Below are 25,117 nucleotides of genomic sequence, written 5' to 3' on the forward strand. Positions count from 1 at the left end.
AAAAAGATTTGATTCACAAAGAAAGATAATAGCTTTTGTATAATTATGGAAACAACATTTACATGGGAGATAAAGGTGAAGAATACTCCTTTATTGATTAAGAAATGCAGCCACTGTGAGAGTGACCGCTTTTATTGCAGTGATAAGTTCAGGATGAATGCACAGAAAAAGAACATTGATGTCTGGCTGATTTACAGGTGCGTGAAGTGCGATAACACTTGTAATATAACTTTGCTGTCACGCACCAAACCGGACTTGATTGATAAAAAACTGTTTCATAGCTTTTCTATGAATGATAGAGAAGTGGCCTGGCAGTATGCTTTTTCAGCCGGAATGGCAAGTAAGAACAAGCTTCAAATAGACTACGATAGCGTTGAATATGAGGTGATAAGTAATATCTCCTTCGAAGATATTATGAATATGAACAACGAGATAATAAGTATTTGGATCGAATGTGATCTTGAATTGAACCTGAAATTATTATCATTGATAAAAAGGTGTTTTTCTCTTTCCACTACCCGGTTGAAGCATTTGTTTGAAGAAGGAAATATTTCTTTGCTTTCCGGTAAGACGTCTCCAAAGTGTAAGGTAAAGAATGGAGATATAATTTTGATAGATCGAAAAAGCTTGATTGATATTTGGGGATAAGATCGATTTTACAGTTTTTTTTAATAGCTTTGTGATATACTCATTCGGATGCTGTAAATGAGGTTGTACTATAAAATCAAAGATATGAAAAAGGTATTTTTATTAGCTTTTGTTTTGTTTGCATGGAGTATGGTTGTCAATGCTCAAGAGAGTGATGGGAAATATATTGAAGTGACAGGTTCTTCGGAGATTGAAGTCGTTCCGGATGAAATACATTTTCTGATTCAGATTAAGGAGTATTGGCAGGAAGAGTACACAGGTAAATCTAATAAAGAAGAAGATTTTCGGACAAAAGTGCCATTGGCTATGATTGAAAAGGATTTGCGTCGGAGTTTGCGCAAAATCGGAATAGCGGATGATGCTATCCGTACACAGGAAATAGGGGATTATTGGCGCCAGAGAGGAAAGGAATTTCTGATAGGTAAGCAATTGGATATCCGGTTGACCGATTTTGAGCAGATTAATTCCATTATCCGTTCTGTCAACACATGGGGAATTGAGTCCATGCGCATCGGAGAATTGAAGCATAAGGATTTGCTAATGTATCGGAAGCAAGGTAAGATTGAAGCATTGAAAGCTGCCCGTGAAAAAGCATCTTACTTGGTGGAAGCGATGGGGCAGGAATTGGGTGAAGTGATTCGTATTGTAGAACCTGTTGATAATAATATAAGCCGTTATCTTCCTTTTCAGGCACAGAGCAATGTCAGCATGGGGACGGCTGCTACCGAACAGTACCGTGTCATCAAGTTGAGATATGAAATGACTGCCCGTTTTGCCATCAAATAAAAAATGCCTATCTTTGCGGCATGACTAAAAATAATAAATCGGATTTGGTTTGATAAACAATCTGTGTTTCTGACACAGGTTGTCCTTTCGTTTGCTCTCGGATGATTCCATTCGAGGGTGTTTTCTATGTTTTTATAAATTCAATTTTTAACTTGCGTACAATGGTGTGAAAAGCATTGTTATGCTTTTCAACGTGTGCGCTCTATATATTAAGATCATGAATAACGAAAATCAAACAATTCACAAATCCAACGATAACCTAACTATTTATGGTTGGAATGAGAAACTCAATCAGCTAAAACAAGAATCAATATATAGTACCCTTGCTCATGGGCGTGTTTCCATTGTACACCGTACTTGCTACGAGGTAATTTCCGGAAACGGATTGTTTCAGTGTGAACTCACGGGAAATATGATGTATGGAAAATCGGATGATGAATTACCTTGTACAGGTGATTGGGTCATTTTTCAACCGTTCGATGAACATAAAGGGATTATAGTTGATAGTTTGCCTCGTGAGCGGACATTGTATCGCAAGAAAAGTGGCACGGTTGCTGATAAGCAGGTCATTGCTTCTTATGTCGATAAGGCATTTATTGTGCAGAGCCTTGATGATAATTTCAATGTTCGCAGGGTAGAACGCTTTATGGTTCAGATAATGGAGGAAAATATCAGCTCTGTATTGGTTCTTAATAAAGCCGATTTAGATTTTGACAGACAGAGTGTTGAGGAACAAATAAAACATATCTCCAGTCAGATACCCGTATTTTTCACGAGTATTCATCAGCTCGAAACAATTGTCCGGTTACGGAAGTCCATATCGGAAGGCGAAACGGTTGTGTTTGTCGGTTCTTCGGGTGTCGGGAAAAGCTCTTTGGTGAATGCTCTTTGTGAAAAGCCGGTATTGCTCACATCTGATATAAGCCTGTCCACAGGAAAAGGCCGTCATACTTCGACCCGTCGTGAAATGGTATTGATGGACAGTTCGGGTGTTTTAATCGATACTCCGGGCGTCCGTGAATTTGGCTTGGCTATTGACAATCCCGATTCTCTTGCCGAAGTACTGGAAATCTCCGACTATGCGGAGTCATGCCGTTTCAAAGATTGCAAACATATCAACGAACCGGGTTGTGCTGTTTTGGAAGCAGTAAACAGTGGTGTATTAGATTATAAAGTTTATGAGAGCTATCTGAAACTTCGTCGGGAAGCGTGGCACTTTTCTGCTTCCGAACATGAGAAACGCAAAAAAGAAAAATCATTTACCAAACTCGTGGAAGAAGTGAAGAACCGCAAGGCAAATCGTTGATCTCTATTGAAACGATGCAGGTATCTCCAGATGCCTGCATCGTTTTATACTAGCTTAAGCTTATATCTATTTGGGATTTATATTTAGAAGAGCTTTTTTATTACTTATTGTCGTATCTGCCTGTAAAAAGCAGTTTCCCTTTCTGTGTATATTGTTCTACGAAATCACCTTTGTGGGAAGTGTACATATTTCTGTCATGTTCATATTGTTTCCATAAATCAAGTTTAAGCCGTTCATATTCTTTCGCAATAGCTGTATTTGCTTGAAGATAATCTCTGAAATACAATTCATCATTATCTCCCTCATAACATAAGTGTAGATGAAATACCCGTTCGGCAAATCCTTGTAATGTATAACCTTTATTGAAATCAATGCGACTGTCGTTCTCTGCCATGCAGATATAGCCGCATCTTTCAATTGTACCTTTCAAATCGACGACTTTTTCTTCTCTTGGGATTTCCACAAGTATATCTATGATAGGCTTTGCCCAAATTCCTTTAATTGCTGTGCTACCTATATGGCTAATACGTTCAATACAGGGAAGTCTCTCTTTCAGCAACTCCGCTTCTTCCTTATACCAATCTGCCCAATAGTCTTGGTGTGCAGTCAGGGTTATGGGGAATAATTGCCAAAGCTCGTCTAATGATAATTCAGTTAATTTCTTTTGTTCCATATCATGTGGCAATTGTTATTAATAATAGGTGACATAGCTATATAGATAAATTACAGCCAAAAATCAATTAATTCTTTTATTTCCTATTTCATTATCAACATTCTTTTTTGTATTAATGTTTTATGCTGATAATGGTTTGCAGCTTGCCGCCGTTAGGCAGGACAGGTGTATGTTGTAAGCTAAATTTCGTATTCAATCTTGTAATCTTCATATACATTGAATACCGTTTCACAATCTGATAAAATACTTTCAAGCAAAGGTTTGACCTCACTATTCCAATCTAACTTACCCAGCCCTGCACCTATTTTCGGTAGCGACACGGTTTTGATACCTCTGCTTTCGCACACTTTTTTCAAGCGTTTCAAACCTTTATTCAGATATGTGAGTTCCGCATGATACATATCGGGTTGTGTAGCGATGTAGATTATACCCGGAGAGAAACCTTTGATTTCTCCTATAAACACATTGCCAGCCTGGAACTTAGTGTTTCGTGTGTACTTCTTAAAGAGTTTTTGGATTTCAGGGAATTGACTTGACAGCTTAAAGGCAAGCCCAGTTCCTAATCCTTCTTGTGAGCCAACAGCTACACCTTGTGCTATGTACTCATCTTTACTCTGTAATATATCTCCCGAAATGTATTTTATCATATTGTTTCCGTTTTTCTATTGCTTATAATGGTTAGAAAGGAGCATCGTCAGATGCTATCTTTCGTTGTTAGCAACCTATTTGAAATAATTAATCATTTTATCGTTATTAGGAATATTCCCAGTATGCCACAAATGGATTTGTGACTTTATTACCTTCAATTTTTCCATAAACATATATACAGCCAGCCATGAAAACGGAAATATCTTTCATGCAAATTTCGTTGATTTGAAAAATGAAGCTATTTCCATCTTTAACCACTTTACCATCATTATCTAATCCCCATTGAATAGGCATTACGTTACCCCCAAACTTGATTGCACAATTTTTTTCAGGCATATCTTTTTCCGTACTCATTTCGTATATTGAATAAATTTCATCTATTTCGGGGTGTTTATATCTATCACTTTTACTTTGGCTACTTAATTCATGTTCAACCAACAACAATTTACAATCGGGATATGTGTTATATTCCAATGCAATATCAAAATCCGGAGTGAAAATAGATATTTGCTTGTTCGGATTTAGAGGGTTTTGAAATGTTAGATAAAAATAGAGATTATCTTTGTCCGATAAATACTTATCATCAAAACAAGCTGGAGCATTTCCACCAACCCAACCAAAGCAGTCTTTTTGGTATTCACCAATGCCGTAGTATATTGCATTTTCTCTTGTTTTAAGTATTCTTTCTATATCCATAATAACGATAATGATTTGATTGTTGCTAATGCGTTAATAACCACACCTCATAGTGTAGTTCCTAATCTCTATTATTCTCATATATTTACTACCTATTAGTTTCATATTATCAGTCCTTATCAATAGGAAATGAAAGTAAGTCATCAATCATTCTGCTTTGAATCTCGGTCACCCCATTTCCCCAAAGTAAAGCTAATCTTTTGATAGCTTTAACTCCCTGTTCTTGTAATTTGGGTGAGAGACGCCCAGTGATTTTTATTTGTCCAAAGGCAGTAGCGTAAGTCACCATGTCGCTTTGTGTCATATCCATTTCTTTCTTTGAAGCTAGTTTTTTAACCACTTCGGGGTCAAGACTTTCAACAGGAATATATTCCATGCCCCAGTCGTGTTCTATCAGATACTTGGGATAATCAAGAAAGTTGAGTTTGGGATTTTTTCTGATCGTTTCTTCAAGAGAATCTAACGTATCACTTCCCTCATCGCTACCAAAAGGTGCTTCTTCGTCTACGCAATCATAATAGAGTTCTTCCGTGAAGTGTTCGGTAAATCGGGGATGAGAAGTTTTGGGGTGCAAACCATATTCTTCGGAATCAATATAAAATCTGTGCATGAAGTCGAAGTTGGCATCTTCTACATATCCTTTTTTCTTTTTCGAGTGAATAAGTTTCTCTGCTTGTTTCAGGCATTCTTCTTCTGTATCGAAGTCTTTGATTTCAAATTTACCGATACTGTCGAACTTATCATAGTTTACAGCAAAATCACAGCCACTATAATCAATCCACCAAAATTTATGAGATTTCTCATCTTTATAAATAAATGCTCTTTTCATAATATTGTGTGTTTATTGTTGGGAGAGAGTAATGTCTCTACTATACACAAAAGTAGGAAAACTGTTGAGTTATCACCTATATGTCTTCGTATTTCTTCTGTATTTTTACAAAATAAGTCTTGTTTATTCATTTTTTACTGTTTTTTCGAGAAAACAGCAAAAAAGTTTGAGTTACGCAAAAAGGTTGCGCACCACTACGCCTATCTTTGTCGAAGAAATAAGAAAACAGGTCAAGTACGGGTTACTTCAACACACTCTTTAAGGTAGAACATTACCAGTACGATTATCTGTTTTCCTGTTTCGTAAAGGGGCAGTAGCTCAGTGGGTAGAGACGGTCGTCGGTTCGACTCCAGCCTGCTCCACAAAAAAACAAATATAGAGGTAGGACAGTAGCTTCGGGATTATCTGAAATGAGGTCAACCGGGGCTTACTTCTTAACGGTGGATATTGCTGGTTCGAATCCGGCCTGTTCTACCTCTTTTTATCAACTTAAGGTCAAGGAAGACTTACTTCAACACTGCAGGAATGCTCCATTGATTCACAGTCTTCCGATTACCTTACTTAAAACACAATGTATGAAAAAAGATTAGTTGAAAGTACCTATCAGTCTAATTGTTGATCTCTATTGAAACGATACAGGTATCTCCGGATGCTTGCTTTGTAGATTGAAGTGCTGTTTGTTATTGTTATCAATATCGTATATCCGCGTGTTTATTATCTTTTCTTGATTTAAATTTGCCTTTTTCCTGTCATATCCGTAACTTTGTAAACTAAAGAATCCTATATGAATCAGGAGTTATTAGTAACAAAGCCGATACAATTCTATTCTTCGTAGATGCGCTTTCGGTGGTAAGAATTAGGATAGCCGGGAAACGAATTGTCAGGCTATTGAGAAAGAATGTACGATTAAGAATACAAACTAAAAATAGTGGCATAAATGATAACTTCCTGTATAGCAATAATATTCGGTTTTCGCTTTTTCGGCAGAGGATTGCATGAAATCTCCGGGGAAGAAATGGTAATTATTGCATTTTTCATGTTGTTTCTGTTTGTTCCGTGCCTGTGGCTTGTCAGGTATTTAAAAGATGACGAAATAGATTCAAACAGACAGGATAAGCTGGTGGAGATACATATTGCCCTGACCATCGTTCTGACTGTTGCGGGTGGTGTCTTTTCCCGGATGTCCGTACTTGTCAATAAGTGGATAGACGAACAACCGTTCATTGTTGCAGCTTACATAGCGTTGGCACTTAGTGTTTTTGGTGTCGTTATCGGCAAAGCTATTGATTTATGGGTATATTATTTGAAGAAAAGAATATTCTAAAACAGTATGATAGAGTACATGAATATTCCGGTTTTGGTTTGTGTCTCCCTGTTAGGGGTGGGGGCTTTTGTTATGATAGTAGGCTCGCTATTGAAAAAGCAGTGGGCTACGGATGGGAAAAAGACTTCGTTATCCATTTACCTTTTATATCTTTTCGCAATGTCAGGTTCCGGCTGGACATGGTACAATAGCATACATAAAGCCCGTGCGTTGGCAGAAGGCAATCGATACACTTTAGCCACTTATGAAAAAGTGTCGGGTGTCATTAAAGGGGGACATAAGGTACGCCAGTTCGGTTTTTATGTGGATGGGGTGAAATATAATACTACAACGACATATCCCAAATTTTTGGGTGTCAGCAATCCTTTGCGCATCATAGTGAGGTATGCCGTCAGCAACCCTGAATACAATAAGGCTTTGGGGGACGAGTTTGTCCCCACATGGGTACTGTCCCCACCGGAAAGAGGTTGGAAACAATACCCGCCTGCTATTCATTGGGAAGGTGCTGTGCTGGATTATGTTTATATGCAATCATTACAGGGTAATAATTAAACCGATGACGGTAAGTGCCGTATATACGCAGTTGATATAAAATGCAGCCATCAACAGCCAGGGGATATATTCCGACTTTTTGAATAAAGATGCAGGCTGGATGATTAGCAAAGTAAGAAAAAGAACAATGCTAAAACCGACCTGACTCATCAGCAACCATTGCGGATATTCCGTAATGACAGCCGCAGACCATGCTTGGAGCAAGGGAGTTATATTTTGCAGAAATACGTGAGCCGCAAAATATCCTAGAGAAGAAATGGCTTCTTTCCTCTGCCGTAGGAGCACATTGATAGTATAAACGCCTATTCCGGCTTGTCCCAGCAGTATGGATAACTGGAAAAAGTCGAAAATCCAATAGATGAGATTGCTGGTAGTGCCATCGTTGGCAAAATAATCATAGAAACAGAGTGAGGACACGCAACTTGTTGCGACCAATCCTGCACAGACAAATGAAATGATTCTTTTATTCATTGTATTCAGCATAATAAATCGGAACTAAAGCCCTGTACTTACTTTCTTTTTACACCTTTCCCGATAATTGAATCCGCAGCTACGCATCCTTGCGAACGGCTGTCAATCGAGCCGCCCCTGTAATCCCCCGCAACGAAGTAGCTGCCCGCCGGGACGACAACCGCAGTCGTGGTAGCCGTTGCCGAATCTATGGGTACAACGCTTTTACAGATGTTCACCTTCATGCCATTGGGCAGACTTTCGCAATACTCTTCACATTCATCTTCTTCATAGAAAAGTTTCCGTATGAGTACCCATTCACACTTTTTGCCGTTCACGATACATTGCTGATCCTGAAAGCGGACAGTATCGCCCGGTAGTCCGACAATTCGTTTAAATGCCCTTTCCTGAAAGCCGGGAATGTATGAATGATATGCGATTACGTCCCCATAAGTCAGAGAATCCACCGGAATAAGGTTTACTATTTCACCCACTTGATAGTTCGGGTACATTCCGGCACTGGTCAATTCAACTTTTGGGTTACATGCCGCCAATATCAATGGCATGACAAGCAAATACAATAACTTTTTCATAAGATTGATTTCATTCATCCAGAAAATCATCATTACTTAGATAATACTCAATAGCCTTTATACAATCTTTGTATAATGTTTTGGGATTCAATTTATATTGAAAGCTCAATATATCCTTAAATGTTTCAACATCGACCAACGAACTCATGCCCAAATCGTATGCTTGTTTGGGGACTTCACCATCTTCTGTTTCCACATATCCATCCTCTTCTTCCGATTCAATGACTAAATATTTGCCATTCTCCAAGTTCTCTGTTTCAATAACACTTTTTGAGCAATAGATATAAGCGTCACATGGTATTGCTTTATAAGCATTGATTAAATCTCCGATAGTTCCAAATTCTTTCATATATACTAATATTAATACATTATTTTTTTTCTTTCAGATACTTTTCCAATGCAATATACACTTCTTTCCGATAACTGACAAAAATAGTTTTATCTGTTTGGGACGAATTTTTCTTTTTCCCGTCATAGTGCGGAATATTGGATAAAAACAGGCTATACGAGAAAATCATGTTCTCCTCTATTTTACGGGAAGGTTTGAATGACTTGGCAGGTATGTAAGAATAAATACCCTCTTTACAACGGTAGGGCTTATACATTTGCACAACTCCCCACGAGTTTATCTCATCCACCCGGATGCTTCTTTTCCCGAACAGGCTTCGTGCTTCTATTCTATCCTCACAAAGTAAAATCTTACTGGGTAGTGCCCAACAGATTAACAGGATAGACAAAGATATGGGCAACAGGAAAATAAAGAGGACTTTATTCTCACTTAAATTGGCTACACATAAAAAGTAGATCATAAATGCACAGAATATACTACATATGACAACTCCTGCCCAAACAAACTTATTTGTAGGGTAAATCCAGAATATCTTTTTCCCGGAATCCTTATCTCTCATTTTATCATTATTCTTTTATATTCTCCTTATACCCTCTAAGGCACTATATCGTAAATGGTCTGATCGTTATTCTTGAAAATGGTTTGTTCAATCAATTTTCCAACATGAACGATGCTGTCAATATCCGCATTGACTTTCAGGCTTAGAACCGGAGCAAATTTCACATGATCGTAATCTATGGGCGTGTTGTTATAGGTCGTTTCGATAATTGGGTAATTATGCTCTTTGGCAAACTGCTTCAATGTATTCAGATAGGGAAGTTGGTCTTTGCTCATGGCTTCAAAATCAATGTAGAACTTTCCGTTATCCTGCATGAAATAGATACAATCCACACCATTGGCACAGATACCCGTAAAATCATATTCCGTTCGTCCTGCCTTTACGTTTTTCAGCACGCCCGGCAACTTATCCATTGTAATCTGTGCGGCTACCGGAATATAAGGATTTATACTCTCACTCTGCGTAGCTCGCTTGTTTCCATATCCACATCCCAGTAAACTCAGAATAGAGGCAAGTATTCCCATCGTTATTATTTTAAAGTGTTTCATATTCAAATTACTTTTATGATTTCATCTATTTCATTGAAGTAGACTGCAAATATACGTTATGTGCTTCAATCCTATACTCTGATTTTTATCATATATATTCTGATAACGTCTGGTGGCTAATCGACCATCAGGGCGATTCATCCGCTTGTTTTCTGTATTATTTTATTTCTAAACAATATGTATGACGCCAATAAACAAAGTAAAAATGGTATTGTAGTATCATACAAGCACATTGTTCCAGAAAATAAAATTATCAAAATAGGAATAAGAAAAAATGATAGGAAACTATACAGTATGCTGTTTCTAACTCTTGCAAAGCAGTTCAAGAACAAAGTGATTGCTCCGGTAGATAATGCCAAAATTCCCAAAATTGACCAAGCCAATGCCATACCTCTATAAGAAACATCCATATCTGGTACAGGTTTTATATTTTGAGTCCTTAGCCAAAGAATACCCGTGGTACACAATAGACTAATACATAATATTCCAAACCATATTTTCAATAAGAGTTTGATTATATAGTATTTCTGTTTCATTTTTCGTTTATTTATTATCAAGTTAATGTCCGGTGGCAGCATTTTAATTCAAGCTATCTTTCATCATTATTCGTAGTTGTTTTTGTGTAGGTAATGTTTTCCATCCTTTATCTGGTGCTTTTAGAGTAAACCAAGATGGTACGCTGTCTAATATAAGATGTCGGTCGGGGGCTTGGGCTAAGAATGTTACAAAGTAACGGGTTCCGATTGGAGTGTTTTTACTCTCGGCAAATGATATAAAAAAACTTCCTTTATATAAAGTCTTATTATATACAAATTCATATTTTGCACTTTGCCCTCTATAAGCAGAACTGTATTTAACAAGAGTTACTATAGAATATATGCCATCCTTTCTTACATTGTTGTTTCTAATTGTTGAGACAGCATACAATAGAATAAATACTACAATAGGGATTATAAATTTAAAAATCTTGGTTTGCTTAATCATATTTATTGCTATTCTATATACTTTCATTTTTTTACTCTGTTGGTAATGTTATGCGGCTTGCCGCCGTTAGGTGGCACAGGTGCTTGTTAGCTGCACTTTTCCAATTTATAAATAAGCCCTTTTATTGTACTTGCAATTAATATTTCTTTATCATCAGGAGAGAAGGAAATATTACCATAGCCGATATTCGATAATTCAGCCAATATTTCCATATTAGGGAACGTACAAAGTTTTAGATTATTATCTTGATATAAGGCAATCATCTTGTTGTTATGCGAAAGTTGTATATCCAAACAGCCTTGTTGGTGTTTAATCGGCAGTTCTATATTCAAGGGCAAAATGCGAAAAGCAAGATTGCCCTCTTCTGTAAAGTATAACACTTGCTCTAAATGTTCACTATACAGAAAATTTGCATCGTCCAAATCACAGAATGTTTGTTCAAATGTTCTGTTGTCCATATCAAACCAAAGATAGAAGTACCTATTCTTTTCACTTGTCCCTTCGTTCGGTTTGCGAAACCCATCAATGAAGTATAATTGGCGTGAAGGGATATAACGTATTTGGTTATACACTTCTCTCATATCTTCACGAAATCTTGTTTCCTTTCCGTTTTCAATATCATAAACCGATATATAGCCGTATGGAAAATCATACCCCAAATTAATGATATACTTATTATCATGTGAAATACAAGCGTCACCATCACCATTTGAACTGCCTACTTTCGGTTTGAGTTTGCAACGGATTGACATAGTTGCCAAATCATACACAACAAGTTTACGATCATTATCTTTTGCCAAGAGCAAGTTGCTGTCATTTGAAAAGAAAACAGAAGCATTGCCTACTTCTTTGAATTGTGCTAAATGCTTATATGTTTCATTTTCAAAGATGTTTATCTGACTACTGTTAACTTGTGCAATCAAATGTTTATCGTTCGACATCTTTAGAAAATATGACTTCTTAAAAGTTTGTATCAGTTCCATATTCATTATTTTTTTAATTGGCAGCTAATGTTTGACAGCGTTCCGCTTATTCAGTCGGTTTGCTGTTTGTTATCGGTCTATTTCATTACACCTAAAATTTTTTCAAGTACTTCTTCCGGCTTATACCGCAAACTGTCAAATACAGTTTCTTGATATAGCATTTCACGAATAAGCGAAGGTTCTGATAATTCCATGTTTTTTTCCAATAACGGAACATAATAATCGTGTGACAGAACCCACCAAAGTTCATCTTCAGGAAAAGCCTTAACTTTATATTCGACATAATTCTTAGAATGTATTCTTTGTATGATTTCAAGAAGTTCGTCACACGATAATGGAATATGGAGTAATGGTGGAGTCCCTATTGAAAGCCTAAGAGCAACCATACAAATAGAGTCATCTTCCATATATTCAGAAAGAATATCTTTAGTAATAACTTTGTGAGTTAATTCAGAAATTTTCTTTATTATATTCAAACATTTATTGTCCTTTTCACTATCATACCCACGTAGTAACCTCGATATTTGCGGACATATTTTTTCTATTTGAATAATTTTAGGTTCTATTTCTTCTCGTAGTTTCATAAACTTTTTCTTTTTATTGTTTGACCGATAATGGCTTGCAGCTTGCCGCCGTTAGGCGGAACAGGTGCTTGTTAGCAATGTTTTTTGTTTCACCACGGTCTTTGATTTGGAATAGACTCCACTTCACCAGTATATATATGGACATAGTAGAAGACGCCCTCCCAGTTATATGCCTCTATCTTTTTCTCATCATAAAGTATTATGTTCATAAAGGGGGAGTCGACGTTTGGTCTCACATCTTCTATCTGCCAAAGAATCTCTCCATCAATATTTTCGCCTGTGATGTTCCTGTTGTACCTTTGTTTAACAGGTGGCGTGTATAGCTTGATGATAATATCTCCGCATGCGATCTCTTTTCGCACCTCTAAATCTTTTATGTTTATATCTTCCATTTTATTATTGATTTATTGCTAATGTCTATCGGCTAACTAACTTTTCGGAAGTTAAGCCGTTTGTTAGCATTTATTTTTACTTTATCATGATGTTTTTATTGTTGATTTTGATATATTGTTTCCCAATTAAATACTCCCTAATTCATACTGTATATATTTAAGATTATTAGGCTCTAACTTTTGATTATTTAAAAACGCTTGTCGATACTCTTTTAATGTAGAACGATTAGGGGCACTATATTGATCTTCTCCAGTATTTGTATTTTCCCACATACAAACAGGGCAAATATCAAATATTTCCATTTTTCTATATACTTTATAGTTACAACATGGACAACAATATCCTAATAATGACACCGGCTTATCAATTAACTCAATATGAATATTATATAAAGCAAAGAAAATCTCTTCAATGTATTCATTAGTAACTAAATCATTATATGAAAATCGATCAAGTATATACTTATTATTACTATATTTTTGAATCTCTTTAAAATCCAAACTGTTGCTTTTGTCTTATACTTTTACTTTGGAATTATAATCAGATATTATATCTGCCTTTTCTTCATTTGATAAATGGAGAAGATGGTGGTATTTTATTAACCTAATAGCTTCTTTTCTTTTTAATTGGATCATTTTCTCAGTTTATTTTCAATGCTAACGTTATGCTAACAGCGGTCATTTAATGTTTCGCTGTTGTTTTTTCTAAGTATTTAATTAAATCTCTTCTTCTAAAATATCGTCCAACAGGCTTTTAATTTTGCTTTTGTAAGTGTTTGCTATATGGACGTACATCGCTGTTGTTTTTATATTCTTTATTTCATCAGTCATATTATCTATATTATATGACTACCTATAAGTTGTCTCCTTGTCTATCCAATTACAATATTTGATAAATTTACACTATATGCTATAATTTCTTATTCTGACTTTTAATGTTTTGTTTATCAGTAAATTATATTCATATTGTTTTGCTGTATATAATTATGCCTCTAAAGATACGGTTTTGTCTAATTATTCACAAAGGAATCTGTTAGTTTTTTCCTTTATCCTATACAATTTCATCCTTTGGCAGCCAATAACTTGCTTTACACTTATGAAAGCCAGTTCGGTGTAGTAGAGACAATGGCACGTATCGAACAAACATTGAAAAATATGGGAATCCCAGTATTTGCGAAATTCGACCACGGCAAGAATGCTCAAGATGTGATGGCGACAGAATATGGGCTTGATAAAGAATCGGTGATTGGAAAGATGCAGAAGTTGCTGGAAAAGATTGTTATTCAATCGGCCAGCGTTTATTAAACAAGAAATATAAAACAAGATACTTTATATTTTAAATCATATAGAGATTGTCCCCTTTTCCGAAAAAAAGTTTGAGTTACGCAAAAAGACTGCGCATCACTGCATCTATCTTTGTCGAAGAAACAAGAAAACAGGTCAAGTACGGGTTACTTCAACACACTCTTTTAGGTAGAATATACCAGTACGATTATCCGTTTTTCCTGTTTCGCAAAGGGGCAGTAGCTCAGTGGGTAGTTACGGTCGTCGGTTCGATTCCGGCCTGTTCTACCTCTTTTTTATAAACTAAGGTCAAGGAAGACTTACTTCAAAACCGCAGGAATGCACCATTGATTCACAGTCTTCCGATTACCTTACTTAAAAAATACAACGTATGAAAAAAGATTTGTTGAAAGTATCTATCAGGCAACATGCAATTTATTTGCCAGCGATAGAAGGAACAGAAAAGCGCGAAGCATTGACTTCGACTACTGTAACATTGGTTGCTCAACTTCGAAAAGTGGGATATAGCTTATCCGAAGAGTTGCTGCATGCTGTCAATCAGTTGTATCCGGCACAACAGGTGGAGATTCTTCAGGTGATGAAAGAAGTATTGGGTGTGTCACTCAACTGGGCTCCATTGGTGAAAGGCTGGGATACACCTACCGGAGAAACACGTTTGGATCATTGGATTACATGGCTTGCTAATATGTTCAATAGTAAGAAAGGTGTGAAACTATCTTGCGGACACGTGATTCCTGATAATACATTCCCCTTGGAACGATACAACGGTTGTCCGTTCTGCGGAACTCCGTTTGAAACGGCATCTACAGAATATTTCGGACAAGCCAGTAAACTGAAAGTGTTGGAACTTTGGCAGGAAAAAGAGCTGAATGTTTTCTTTGGTGACTTGCTGGAATCACGTACGGCCCTTGATGCAACACAAGCGGACAGCTTGAAAATCTTGTTGGCTGAACTTCCGTTGCCGGCAGTCGGAATCAAGATGAAAGAAACTCTGATGCTGGTGATCGACACACTGGTAGAGCAGGATAGGGCACAGGAAACGCAGATTTATTTCTCTGCTCCGAATGATATATTGCGTTATTTGTGGTATAAGAAAACCGGATTCTTGCAAATCATAGAGCCTAAGACCCTCATTCGTAAAGCGGGTAGAAACAATGCACATCTGTGCAATGCTTTGGATAAAAGCCGTTCGGCTGCCCAGGCAAAGCGGGAAGAATTAAAATTGAAATATACCCGTCGCGAGTGTAAAATGGTGGCTCTTTGGTTGAACAATTTGGCGATGACACCGGAGAAGTCTTGTGAAATGATGCATTCGAAAAGGGAAATGTGGGTACGTATGATACGTGCATTGCGTTTGGCGGAATATGCTCGTAAACCGGGATTCGAAAATTTGAAAGAGTTGATGGACGTATTCTACTGTCAGGCATATACAGTTTGGCAGGGAGAAGTGGAACGTAGCCGTTTGAAAGCAGATGCGGCACAGACATTCGCTTTGTTGAAGCAACGTCCGGGTATGTTTGCACGTTCCTTGTTTGCCAATATGCTTTGGTTCGGTCCGGAAGAAACGTTGGCGGCATTTAAAGAAGTTGTTCATTTGTTGCCGGCTCGTTTGGTGGTCACTTTGGGTATGTATGCGGAGAGTTACTTTGAGCAAGGACATAAGAGAATGGTGAAACCCTTAGGTGGTAATGCGCTTTTGATAGAGCCTCACTATTTGGTGAGTCTTTATATGGAAGACCAGCTTAAAGAGATGGTGAAAGAGGTACAGGATTTGTGTAAAGAGGTTGTTGCTACCCGCTTTGCCAATGCGGGTGCCGGAAGTGGAAGCGCAAGTATGTATATTGATCCTATGTTGTTTCATATTCCATTGTCTATCGGCGACCGTAGCGAAACGGTTCAGGATACTTCCTGTGCCTTGCAGGGTACACGTTTCCCGGTGGAAGGAGATAAAGTTCGATTGTTTATGCAATGGGGAAAAGGACTTCCGGCACAGCATCTGGATATGGACTTGAGCTGTCATATCGCTTTGCCCTCAACGACAGAAGTATGTTCCTACTTCAATCTGAAAGCTATTGGTGCTAAACATAGCGGAGATATCCGAAGCATCCCCGACAAGAAAGGTACTGCCGAGTATATCGAATTGGATTTGAATGAGTTGGATCGTGTAGGTGCGCAATATGTTGCTTTCACCTGCAATGCGTATAGTAATGGGGCTATCTCTCCTAATCTGGTGGTAGGTTGGATGAACTCCGCTTACCCGATGAAAATATCGGAGAGAAACGGAGTGGCTTATGACCCTTCTTGTGTTCAGCATCAGGTGCGAGTTTCTCAAAGCGTGCAGAAAGGACTTGTTTTCGGAGTCCTGAAAGTGAAGGAACGGGAAGTGGTATGGTTGGAAATTCCTTTCGGCGGACAGACGGTTCTTTCTTTGGATACACAGACTATTGAAAAGTATCTGGATAAACTGGAAGCCAAAACCACTGTGGGCGAACTGTTGGCAATCAAAGCACAAGCACAGGGTTTGAAGTTGGCTGATACACCGGAAGCCGATGAAGTATATACCCGTGAATGGGCATTGAATACGGCTGCTGTGACTAAGTTGCTGTTAGGTGATTAATTTCTGGCGGTTAACTGAATCTTTTCTTCCTAATATTTATAAGTTGTATTGCGATAAAGTATATCTTTGTATGCAATAAATTAATCGTCTGACTATAGTTGTTTTTTCGTCTAACTATAGTCAGACGAAAGAATAACTATAGTCAGATGCAAATTATACTATAGTCAGACGAATAAATATATGCTAGTCAAGAACTAATGATTGGTATAAGAGAGATTAAATATCAGGCAAGAAAATGATAAATGATAATCAATAAAATATAGCTGCTTATGAGTGCGTATTATGATTTGTATGAGACACCGGACGTTCAGAATACCGGCGAGAAGCAACCCCTTCATGCGCGGATAGTTCCGAGCGGGACTTATTCCCAAAAAGAGTTTATAGAACGTGTGTCACGTTATCAACATTTCCCCCAGAATATGGTTGACGGGGTGTTGGGGGCTGTAATAGATGAACTTGGTAGTCTCTTGGCGCGTGGCTATATTGTGGAGCTTGGAGAGCTGGGACATCTTAGTGTCTCTTTGAAATGCACCCAAAAGGTAATGACTAAAAAAGAAATCCGTTCCGAATCTATCTGTTTTGACAATGTACACCTGCGTACCTCCAAAAATTTTAAATTGAAGGTAAGACGGGAAATGAGACTTGAACGTGTGCCCAAATCGGGACGGACTGTCAGTAAAACGGAAATACCTATCGAGCAACGTCTTCAAATGTTACAGGAGTTTCTGAAGAAGAATGGAGGAATCACCCGCATAGAATACAGCAGACTGACAGGAGTAGCCCGGCTGAAAGCTGTTGATGATTTGAATACTTTTATTCAGGAGGGAAAACTGCGTAAGAGAGGGGCGGGAAGGAATGTGTTTTATGTATGGAAACAGGAAGAATAATATTATAATAAGTAATTGTCCTTCTTTTTGCTAACAATTTTGTACCTTTGTTTGTATATAGAGAAAATAGTAAGATTATGGCAAGAATAACTATTCCTTATGCAGTAGCAGATTTCATAGATTTGCGTGAACGTGGTTTTTATTATGTTGATAAGACTGATTATATTCCTAAATTAGAGGATTATAATGCTCCTGTATTTCTCCGTCCCCGTCGTTTTGGAAAAAGTTTGTTGGTTTCTACATTAGCTTGCTATTATGACCGTACAAAAGCGCATCGGTTTGAAGAACTGTTTGGGGGAACCTGGATAGGTAACCATCCGACAAAAGAGCATAACAGTTATATGATTATTCGCTACGATTTTTCGAAAATGGTAATGGCGGATACTATTGAAGGATTGGCTCAAAACTTTAATGATTTGAACTGTGGCCCGGTAGATGTGATGGTAGAGCATAACAGAGATTTGTTCGGTGATTTTCAGTTTACTACTCGGGGAGACGCTTCCAAAATGTTGGAAGAAGTTCTTAATTATGCCCGTTCTCATGAATTTCCAAAAGTTTATCTATTGATTGATGAATATGATAACTTCACTAATCAGTTGCTTACAGCATACAACGATCCGCTTTATGAGGAAGTGACGACGAATGACAGTTTTTTGCGTACTTTCTTTAAAGTGATAAAAGCCGGAATAGGTGAGGGGAGTATCCGTACCTGTTTCTGTACAGGTGTATTACCTGTTACGATGGATGATTTGACCAGTGGATATAATATAGCAGAGATATTGACTCTTGAACCTAATTTTCTGAATATGCTCGGGTTTACATACGAAGAGACAGAAACATATCTGCGTTATGTACTTGATAAATACTCCACAGGACAAGAACGTTTTGATGAAATCTGGCAGCTAATTGTAAGTAACTATGATGGTTATCGTTTCCGTCCCAATGGTGACCGGTTGTTCAATGCTACTATCTTGACTTATTTCTTCAAGAAGTTTGCGGCCAATGCCGGTAGTATTCCCGACGAACTGGTGGATGAAAATCTACGTACCGATATTAATTGGATTCGTCGGCTTACCCTTTCACTGGATAACGCGAAAGCGATGTTGGATGCATTGATTATTGATGATGAGTTGCCTTATAATGTAGCCGATCTTGCTAGTAAATTTAATAAGAAAAAGTTCTTTGATAAAGAGTTTTATCCCATTAGCTTGTTCTATTTGGGAATGACGACATTGAAAGACAAATTTGTAACAACATTACCTAATATGACGATGCGTAGTGTGTACATGGACTACTATAATCAGTTGAACAAGATAGAAGGTAATGCGCAGCGTTATGTGCCAGTGTATCGGTATTATGATTCCAACCGAAGTCTGGAACCTCTGGTACAAAACTATTTTGAACAATATTTGGGACAATTCCCTGCACAGGTATTTGATAAAATCAATGAGAACTTCATCCGATGTTCATTCTATGAGCTTGTATCGCGGTATTTGAGTAGTTGCTATACATTTGCTATTGAACAGAACAACTCCGTAGGACGTTCGGATTTTGAAATGACAGGTATTCCCGGTACGGATTATTATACAGATGACCGTGTCGTAGAATTCAAATATTATCGTGCAAAAGAAGCAGAAAAGATGCTTGCACTTACCGAACCCCTTCCCGAACATGTGGAGCAGGTGAAAAGATATGGTGAAGATACGAAAAGAAAGTTTCCATATTATAATGTACGCACGTATGTAGTATACATTTGTGCCAATAAAGGATGGAAATGTTGGGAAGTGTAGTTGTGTTTGTAGCATAATGGATGTTTTGAGTATGTAGCAGGGATTATGTATATCTCGGATAATTTTTTTGATGAAACAGTGTATCTCTACAATTAATTGTATTTTTAAGGAAAGAACTTATTTTATATTACTCGTTAAGGAATGTTTTATTGATTGCAGTCATGTATAGTGATTATATGGTATATAACACATATTAAGCTTGATAATTTGTCCGTTCTCTTTCATACGCCTATATTTGTCCTCGCTATTCTATATTATCAATAGAGGGAGAATGTATCATAAGAGAAACATAAAGGTATATATAGCGTGGGTGTTGTTGATGACATTCATTCCCTTTTTTGTGGTGAAAACCTTTCACTATCATGGAAGTGAAGATGAGACATCATGTTCCCATGCACAACATTCCCATAATCCTTCTGATGATTGTGCGATATGTAAATATTCCCTTTTTCTTTTTACGGAACCTCAACCGGTAGAATTTCATTGTACGTTGACGCTCGTCCCATACGAGCCGGTTATTTATCAGGATAAGGTTGTTTGTAAACGAACTTATTCGCATCATTTACGCGGACCTCCCGTTGCTTGATTACATAATCATATTTTCAAAGGAGATAGATTGACCTTCAATCTGTTCTCCTATTCATTTTACACATTATATAAAAGATTGTAATTGATGCGTATCGGAATTATTTCGGGCGTAATAGGGTTATTTATAACCTTATCCGTCCATGCACAGAAATCCGATTCAATCAAGAGTATGCTTTTGCCTGATGTTGTGGTGACCGAAACGTACCAGCAACGTCAAGCCAAAAAGTCTGCCCTTACGGTTGATGTAGCCGATCAGGATTTTCTGCGCAAACATTTTACAGGAAACTTCATGCAAGCGATGGAGAACATTCCCGGAGTGCAAGCAATGGATATCGGTTCGGGATTCTCCAAACCGATGATTCGCGGAATGGGATTCAACCGGATTGCCGTATTGGAAAACGGAATCAAGCAGGAAGGACAACAATGGGGAGCCGATCACGGTTTGGAACTGGATGCTTTCAACATCGGAACAGTCAATGTATTGAAAGGTCCCTCCTCATTGCTTTATGGCAGCGATGCGATGGGAGGAGTGATAGATGTCGTTCCACCGGCCGTGCCTATGGATAATCGGGTGTTTGGAGATGTCACATTGCTGGGTAAATCAGTCAATGGAACCATCGGAGGATCATTGATGCTGGGAATCAAAAAAAATGCCTGGTACTCTCACATCCGTTATTCGGAACAACATTTCGGTGACTATCGTATTCCGACGGATTCTATTGTCTACCTGACACAAAGAATTCCCATATATGGGCGTAAACTGAAGAATACAGCAGGCATTGAACGCAATATCGGATTCTTTACCCAATATCAGCGAAGAGCATATAGAGCGAATTTCTCCGTGAGTAATGTCTATCAAAAGACAGGTTTCTTCCCCGGAGCGCATGGCATACCCGATGCATCCCGTGTGGAAGATGATGGAGACAGCCGTAATATCGAATTGCCTTATAGCAAAGTGAATCACCTGAAAGTGACCACCCATCAGCAATATGCATGGGAGAAACTGATCTTGTCTGGTGATTTGGGTTTCCAGAACAATCACCGTGAAGAGTGGAGTGCTTTCCATACTCACTATGGCTCGCAACCCGCACCAGAGAAAGACCCCGACAAAGAACTCGCATTTAATCTGAACACCTTCAGTGCTTCAGTGAAAGCTCGTTTTATCGGATCTTCTTCATGGGAACATACATTGGGGTGGGATGGACAACATCAACGGAACGACATTTCCGGCTATTCATTTTTACTGCCTGAATATCGCCGTTCCACTACCGGAATGCTTTGGCTTACGACATATAGACCCAACAATGTGTTTTCTGTCAGCGGAGGAGCTCGGTATGACTACGGATACATAAATATTTCTTCGCATGAAGATGTTTACCTTGCCGATTATCTTCAAAAACAGGGATATACCCAGGAACAGATAGACCTTTATAAGTGGAACAGTCACCAGGTGAAAAAACACTATGGTGATTATTCTCTTTCTCTGGGATTGGTATGGACTCCCTCCGACAAGCATTTGGTAAAGGTGAATATCGGGCGTAGTTTCCGCCTGCCCGGTGCGAATGAGTTGGCTGCCAACGGAGTACATCACGGCACTTTCCGCCATGAACAGGGAGATGCCAATTTAAAATCGGAACAGGGCTGGCAACTGGACGCTTCTTATCATCTGAAGTACCGGAGAATTTCTTTCTCCGTCTCTCCATTTGTCAGTTGGTTCAGCAATTACATCTTTCTGCGTCCTACCGGAGAGTGGTCTGTATTGCCTCATGCCGGACAAATCTATCGCTATACCGGAGCGGAAGCACTGTTCGCAGGAACTGAAGCTACCGTAGATGTTGATTTTCTGCGTAACTTCAATTATCGGATTTCCGCTGAATACGTTTACACCTATAATTGTGATGAACATATTCCATTGAGTTTCTCGCCGCCACCTGTTATGCGCAATACATTAACCTGGCAAAAGAACCGGTATATGTTGTATGCAGAATGGCAGAGCATTGCTCGGCAAAATAGAGTGGACCGTAACGAAGACCGTACAGCCGGAGCAAATCTCTTCCATTTGGGCGGATCTTTAAACATTCCGATAGGTGGAAATAATGAAATTGAAATTACCCTGACCGCCCGGAATATATTCAATACCCGATATTACAATCATCTTAGTTTTTACAGGAAAGTTGAGATTCCCGAACCGGGACGTAACTTCCAGATATTAATCAAAGTTCCATTTAAAAAATTACTGAAATGAAAAATAAATTTTATCTCCCAATGGTTAGCCTTTTGGCAACAGTTACTTTCATGTTTTCCTCTTGTGATAATGATGACTCCAGCGATACGATCAAACCTTTGATTGAACTTCATGAACCGGAAGAAGGTCAGGCATTGGAGATCGGAAACGAACATGGAGTTCATTTTGAAATGGATTTGTCGGATGATGTTATGCTGAAATCCTATAAGATCGAAATTCATAGCAATTTCGACCATCATTCACACGGCGGTAATAGTAGGGCTGTGCAGGAAACAGTAGATTTTAGTTTTAACAGATCGTATGATGTGTCAGGACAGAAAACAGCACATATTCATCATCACGATATTGTAATACCAGCCAATGCGACTGCAGGGGATTATCATTTGATGGTTTATTGCACAGATGCCGCAGGCAACGAATCTTATATCGCGCGCAATATTAAATTGAGCAATGAGGTGGAAGATGAAGACCACCATCATAATGAATAGACAACTATATAAAGGAACTGGAATATCTGTTGGCTACAGGACGATAGATAGGCTGTTTTTTGTATAAAGAGTATTTTTTCTTTCGAAAGGTGTAATAGATATTACACCTTTTTTGTTTCCAATCCTTTACTTTTGTGAAAAATTCTATTTCGTATGATGAAGTTTCCAATAATAAATCGATTCTTTCCTTCTTTTAAATGGAAAGTAGCGGCTGTCATCATTGGCGGTGTTATTGTGGGTGGAGGGGCATTGTTTATGTACATGCTCCGGGCGCATACCTATCTTGGAGATGACCCAGCTGCCTGTGTGAACTGTCACATTATGACTCCTTACTATGCAACTTGGTTTCATAGCTCACATGCCCGGAATGCCACCTGCAATGATTGTCATGTGCCGCATGAAAATGCTGTGAAAAAATGGACCTTTAAAGGGATGGACGGAATGAAACACGTAGCTGCATTTCTTACCAAAAGCGAGCCGCAGGTGATTCAGGCTCATGAAGCCAGTTCCGAAGTGATAATGAATAATTGTATTCGCTGTCATACGCAACTCAATACGGAATTTGTGAAGACGGGGAAGATTGATTATATGATGTCACAAGTAGGAGAGGGGAAGGCTTGCTGGGATTGCCATCGTGATGTTCCTCATGGTGGAAAAAACTCTCTGTCCGGCACTCCGGGAGCTATTGTTCCTCTTCCGGAATCGCCCGTTCCCGAATGGCTCCGGAAGATGGTGAATCAGAAAGATAAATAGGAAATGAAATACGTAATAAAATAATAAAACCGATATACAATGGAAAAGAAATTAAAATCATGGCAAGGATGGCTGTTGTTCGGAGGTTCAATGGTCGTTGTATTTGTTTTGGGATTATGCGTTTCTGCGTTGATGGAACGGAGGGCGGAAGTTGCCAGCATTTTCAACAACCGTAAAAACGCCATCAAGGGGATTGAAGCACGAAATGAACTATTCAAGGATGATTTCCCCCGTGAATATCAAACTTGGACGGAAACTGCAAAGACTGACTTTGAAAGCGAATTTAATGGGAATATAGCTGTGGATGCCTTGGAAAAACGTCCTGAAATGGTGATTCTATGGGCGGGATACGCTTTCTCTAAAGATTATTCTACTCCACGGGGGCACATGCATGCTATTGAGGATATTACGGCATCATTACGTACTGGTGCACCTGTGAATCCGACGGATGGTCCTCAACCGTCTACTTGCTGGACTTGTAAAAGTCCGGATGTTCCCCGTATGATGGAAGCATTGGGTGTTGATTCTTTTTATAATAATAAATGGGGAGCTATGGGGGCCGAAATCGTAAATCCGATTGGCTGCTCTGATTGCCACGACCCGGAAACAATGAATCTTCATATCAGCCGTCCGGCTTTGATTGAAGCTTTCCAACGCCAAGGTAAAGACATCACCAAAGCTACTCCGCAAGAAATGCGTTCATTGGTCTGTGCGCAATGTCACGTTGAATATTTCTTCAAAGGTGATGGCAAATACCTGACTTTCCCTTGGGATAAAGGTTTCACGGTAGAAGATATGGAGGCTTATTATGATGAGGTCGGGTTCTATGATTATATCCATAAATTGAGTCGTACTCCGATTCTGAAAGCACAGCATCCTGATTATGAGATTGCTCAAATGGGTATTCATGGGCAAAGAGGTGTTTCTTGTGCCGATTGTCACATGCCGTATAAGAGTGAAGGTGGTGTGAAATTCAGCGATCACCATATTCAGAGCCCATTGGCTATGATTGATCGTACCTGTCAGGTTTGCCATCGCGAGAGCGAAGAGACTTTGCGCAATAACGTTTACGAACGCCAACGCAAAGCGAACGAAATTCGTAACCGCTTGGAACAGGAATTGGCGAAAGCGCATATCGAAGCTAAATTTGCTTGGGATAATGGAGCGACAGAAGCTCAAATGAAAGATGTTCTCGCATTGATTCGTCAGGCACAATGGCGTTGGGATTTCGGAGTGGCTTCACACGGCGGCTCTTTCCATGCACCGCAGGAAATTCAGAGAATCCTTTCTCACGGACTCGACCGTGCTATGCAAGCCCGTCTTGCCGTATCCAAAGTATTGGCGAAGAACGGATACACTGGTGATGTTCCGATGCCGGACATCTCGACGAAGGCAAAGGCACAGGAATATATCGGCTTGGATATGGACGCTGAAAGAGCTGCGAAAGAGAAATTCTTGAAAACAACGGTTCCCGCCTGGTTGGAGAAAGCGAAAGAAAATGGACGTTTGGCGCAGATATAAAACAAATATAAGCATAGAT

General features: G+C 38.7%; 28 protein-coding genes and 1 pseudogene. 15 read left to right on the plus strand and 14 right to left on the minus strand.

Annotated features, from left to right (window positions below; translation table 11 throughout):
- Positions 1 to 45 precede the first annotated feature (45 nt).
- The 3 genes from BSAG_RS18835 (at position 46) to rsgA (ending at position 2,740) form a co-directional block, all read left to right on the plus strand.
- A complete protein-coding gene (locus tag BSAG_RS18835) occupies positions 46 to 648 on the plus strand; it encodes a DUF1062 domain-containing protein (RefSeq protein WP_004313341.1) in 603 nt (200 codons plus the stop codon).
- Between the two features lie 84 nt (positions 649 to 732).
- Entirely contained in the window at positions 733 to 1,434 is a 702-nt protein-coding gene (locus BSAG_RS18830; RefSeq protein WP_004313340.1) for an SIMPL domain-containing protein, read from the plus strand.
- Between the two features lie 217 nt (positions 1,435 to 1,651).
- Positions 1,652 to 2,740, plus strand: coding sequence for a ribosome small subunit-dependent GTPase A (gene rsgA / locus BSAG_RS18825; protein WP_004313339.1), 1,089 nt, complete (start codon positions 1,652 to 1,654; stop codon positions 2,738 to 2,740).
- A 100-nt stretch (positions 2,741 to 2,840) separates the two neighbouring features.
- Here the strand turns inward: rsgA and BSAG_RS18820 are convergent, their stop codons facing one another.
- The 4 genes from BSAG_RS18820 to BSAG_RS18805 all read right to left on the minus strand — a co-directional run bounded on the left by BSAG_RS18820 (position 2,841) and on the right by BSAG_RS18805 (position 5,586).
- The gene (locus BSAG_RS18820) at positions 2,841 to 3,413 is read right to left on the minus strand and encodes a GrpB family protein (RefSeq protein WP_004313338.1); all 573 of its coding nucleotides are present in this window, start codon (positions 3,411 to 3,413) and stop codon (positions 2,841 to 2,843) included.
- Positions 3,414 to 3,592: 179 nt separating this feature from the next.
- Positions 3,593 to 4,060: a macro domain-containing protein gene (locus BSAG_RS18815; protein WP_008025599.1), complete on the minus strand. Its 468-nt coding sequence runs from the start codon at positions 4,058 to 4,060 to the stop codon at positions 3,593 to 3,595.
- Positions 4,061 to 4,166: 106 nt separating this feature from the next.
- Entirely contained in the window at positions 4,167 to 4,757 is a 591-nt protein-coding gene (locus tag BSAG_RS18810) for a hypothetical protein (protein WP_004320634.1), read from the minus strand.
- Positions 4,758 to 4,866: 109 nt separating this feature from the next.
- Entirely contained in the window at positions 4,867 to 5,586 is a 720-nt protein-coding gene (locus tag BSAG_RS18805; RefSeq protein ID WP_004313336.1) for a WGR domain-containing protein, read from the minus strand.
- A 937-nt stretch (positions 5,587 to 6,523) separates the two neighbouring features.
- On the opposite strand from BSAG_RS18805, the gene BSAG_RS18800 reads away from it, so the two are divergent.
- Together BSAG_RS18800 and BSAG_RS18795 are read left to right on the plus strand one after the other, a co-directional pair.
- Complete coding sequence (locus BSAG_RS18800; protein ID WP_008643529.1) at positions 6,524 to 6,910, plus strand: hypothetical protein; 387 nt, start codon at positions 6,524 to 6,526, stop codon at positions 6,908 to 6,910.
- Positions 6,911 to 6,916: 6 nt separating this feature from the next.
- Positions 6,917 to 7,462 carry a hypothetical protein gene (locus tag BSAG_RS18795; RefSeq protein WP_004313333.1) on the plus strand — a complete coding sequence of 182 codons (546 nt, stop codon included), beginning with the start codon at positions 6,917 to 6,919 and terminating at the stop codon, positions 7,460 to 7,462.
- Here BSAG_RS18795 and BSAG_RS18790 read toward each other — a convergent pair.
- The 5 genes from BSAG_RS18790 to BSAG_RS18770 form a co-directional block, all read right to left on the minus strand.
- Positions 7,445 to 7,933, minus strand: coding sequence for a hypothetical protein (locus BSAG_RS18790; protein ID WP_008771216.1), 489 nt, complete (start codon positions 7,931 to 7,933; stop codon positions 7,445 to 7,447). The genes BSAG_RS18795 and BSAG_RS18790 overlap by 18 nt on opposite strands.
- Positions 7,934 to 7,971: 38 nt before the next feature.
- A complete protein-coding gene (gene lepB, locus BSAG_RS18785) occupies positions 7,972 to 8,505 on the minus strand; it encodes a signal peptidase I (RefSeq protein WP_004313331.1) in 534 nt (177 codons plus the stop codon).
- Positions 8,506 to 8,515: 10 nt separating this feature from the next.
- Positions 8,516 to 8,854, minus strand: a complete 339-nt coding sequence (locus tag BSAG_RS18780; protein ID WP_004313330.1) for a hypothetical protein — start codon at positions 8,852 to 8,854, stop codon at positions 8,516 to 8,518.
- A gap of 19 nt (positions 8,855 to 8,873) precedes the next feature.
- Positions 8,874 to 9,314, minus strand: a complete 441-nt coding sequence (locus BSAG_RS18775; RefSeq protein WP_225450304.1) for a hypothetical protein — start codon at positions 9,312 to 9,314, stop codon at positions 8,874 to 8,876.
- A gap of 134 nt (positions 9,315 to 9,448) precedes the next feature.
- Complete coding sequence (locus BSAG_RS18770; RefSeq protein ID WP_004313328.1) at positions 9,449 to 9,961, minus strand: hypothetical protein; 513 nt, start codon at positions 9,959 to 9,961, stop codon at positions 9,449 to 9,451.
- A gap of 177 nt (positions 9,962 to 10,138) precedes the next feature.
- On the opposite strand from BSAG_RS18770, the gene BSAG_RS18765 reads away from it, so the two are divergent.
- Entirely contained in the window at positions 10,139 to 10,360 is a 222-nt protein-coding gene (locus tag BSAG_RS18765; protein WP_008643522.1) for a hypothetical protein, read from the plus strand.
- 180 nt (positions 10,361 to 10,540) lie between these two features.
- Here the strand turns inward: BSAG_RS18765 and BSAG_RS18760 are convergent, their stop codons facing one another.
- The 5 genes from BSAG_RS18760 to BSAG_RS18740 all read right to left on the minus strand — a co-directional run bounded on the left by BSAG_RS18760 (position 10,541) and on the right by BSAG_RS18740 (position 13,405).
- Complete coding sequence (locus BSAG_RS18760) at positions 10,541 to 10,972, minus strand: hypothetical protein (protein ID WP_008019652.1); 432 nt, start codon at positions 10,970 to 10,972, stop codon at positions 10,541 to 10,543.
- 59 nt (positions 10,973 to 11,031) lie between these two features.
- A complete protein-coding gene (locus tag BSAG_RS18755) occupies positions 11,032 to 11,928 on the minus strand; it encodes a WD40 repeat domain-containing protein (RefSeq protein ID WP_008019653.1) in 897 nt (298 codons plus the stop codon).
- Positions 11,929 to 12,005: 77 nt separating this feature from the next.
- Positions 12,006 to 12,512 (minus strand): hypothetical protein, encoded by a 507-nt coding sequence (locus tag BSAG_RS18750; protein WP_008643518.1) that lies wholly within the window; start codon positions 12,510 to 12,512, stop codon positions 12,006 to 12,008.
- Positions 12,513 to 12,601: 89 nt separating this feature from the next.
- Complete coding sequence (locus BSAG_RS18745) at positions 12,602 to 12,904, minus strand: hypothetical protein (RefSeq protein WP_008643512.1); 303 nt, start codon at positions 12,902 to 12,904, stop codon at positions 12,602 to 12,604.
- A 126-nt stretch (positions 12,905 to 13,030) separates the two neighbouring features.
- Positions 13,031 to 13,405, minus strand: coding sequence for a CPCC family cysteine-rich protein (locus BSAG_RS18740; RefSeq protein ID WP_004313325.1), 375 nt, complete (start codon positions 13,403 to 13,405; stop codon positions 13,031 to 13,033).
- A gap of 570 nt (positions 13,406 to 13,975) precedes the next feature.
- Here BSAG_RS18740 and BSAG_RS0222620 point away from each other — a divergent pair.
- The 9 genes and pseudogenes from BSAG_RS0222620 to nrfA all read left to right on the plus strand — a co-directional run.
- Positions 13,976 to 14,209: pseudogene (locus tag BSAG_RS0222620) on the plus strand (hypothetical protein); the annotation flags it as partial.
- Positions 14,210 to 14,579: 370 nt separating this feature from the next.
- Positions 14,580 to 16,826, plus strand: a complete 2,247-nt coding sequence (locus BSAG_RS18735) for a hypothetical protein (protein WP_004313319.1) — start codon at positions 14,580 to 14,582, stop codon at positions 16,824 to 16,826.
- Between the two features lie 269 nt (positions 16,827 to 17,095).
- Positions 17,096 to 17,713 (plus strand): DsbA family protein, encoded by a 618-nt coding sequence (locus tag BSAG_RS18730; protein ID WP_004313318.1) that lies wholly within the window; start codon positions 17,096 to 17,098, stop codon positions 17,711 to 17,713.
- Between the two features lie 77 nt (positions 17,714 to 17,790).
- On the plus strand, positions 17,791 to 19,503 hold the full coding sequence (locus BSAG_RS18725) for an ATP-binding protein (RefSeq protein ID WP_004313315.1): 1,713 nt from the start codon (positions 17,791 to 17,793) through the stop codon (positions 19,501 to 19,503).
- 271 nt (positions 19,504 to 19,774) lie between these two features.
- A complete protein-coding gene (locus tag BSAG_RS26015) occupies positions 19,775 to 20,089 on the plus strand; it encodes a hypothetical protein (RefSeq protein WP_004313314.1) in 315 nt (104 codons plus the stop codon).
- Between the two features lie 87 nt (positions 20,090 to 20,176).
- A complete protein-coding gene (locus tag BSAG_RS18720; protein WP_004313312.1) occupies positions 20,177 to 22,336 on the plus strand; it encodes a TonB-dependent receptor in 2,160 nt (719 codons plus the stop codon).
- Complete coding sequence (locus BSAG_RS18715; protein ID WP_004313310.1) at positions 22,333 to 22,824, plus strand: DUF4625 domain-containing protein; 492 nt, start codon at positions 22,333 to 22,335, stop codon at positions 22,822 to 22,824. The genes BSAG_RS18720 and BSAG_RS18715 overlap by 4 nt, the downstream gene beginning before the upstream one ends.
- A 153-nt stretch (positions 22,825 to 22,977) precedes the next feature.
- Positions 22,978 to 23,577, plus strand: a complete 600-nt coding sequence (gene nrfH / locus BSAG_RS18710) for a cytochrome c nitrite reductase small subunit (protein ID WP_008019659.1) — start codon at positions 22,978 to 22,980, stop codon at positions 23,575 to 23,577.
- Positions 23,578 to 23,616: 39 nt separating this feature from the next.
- Positions 23,617 to 25,098, plus strand: coding sequence for an ammonia-forming cytochrome c nitrite reductase (nrfA, locus tag BSAG_RS18705; protein WP_008019661.1), 1,482 nt, complete (start codon positions 23,617 to 23,619; stop codon positions 25,096 to 25,098).
- The last annotated feature ends 19 nt before the right edge of the window (positions 25,099 to 25,117 follow it).

This window comes from Bacteroides sp. D1, assembly GCF_000157095.2.
Taxonomy (GTDB): Bacteria; Bacteroidota; Bacteroidia; order Bacteroidales; family Bacteroidaceae; genus Bacteroides; species Bacteroides xylanisolvens.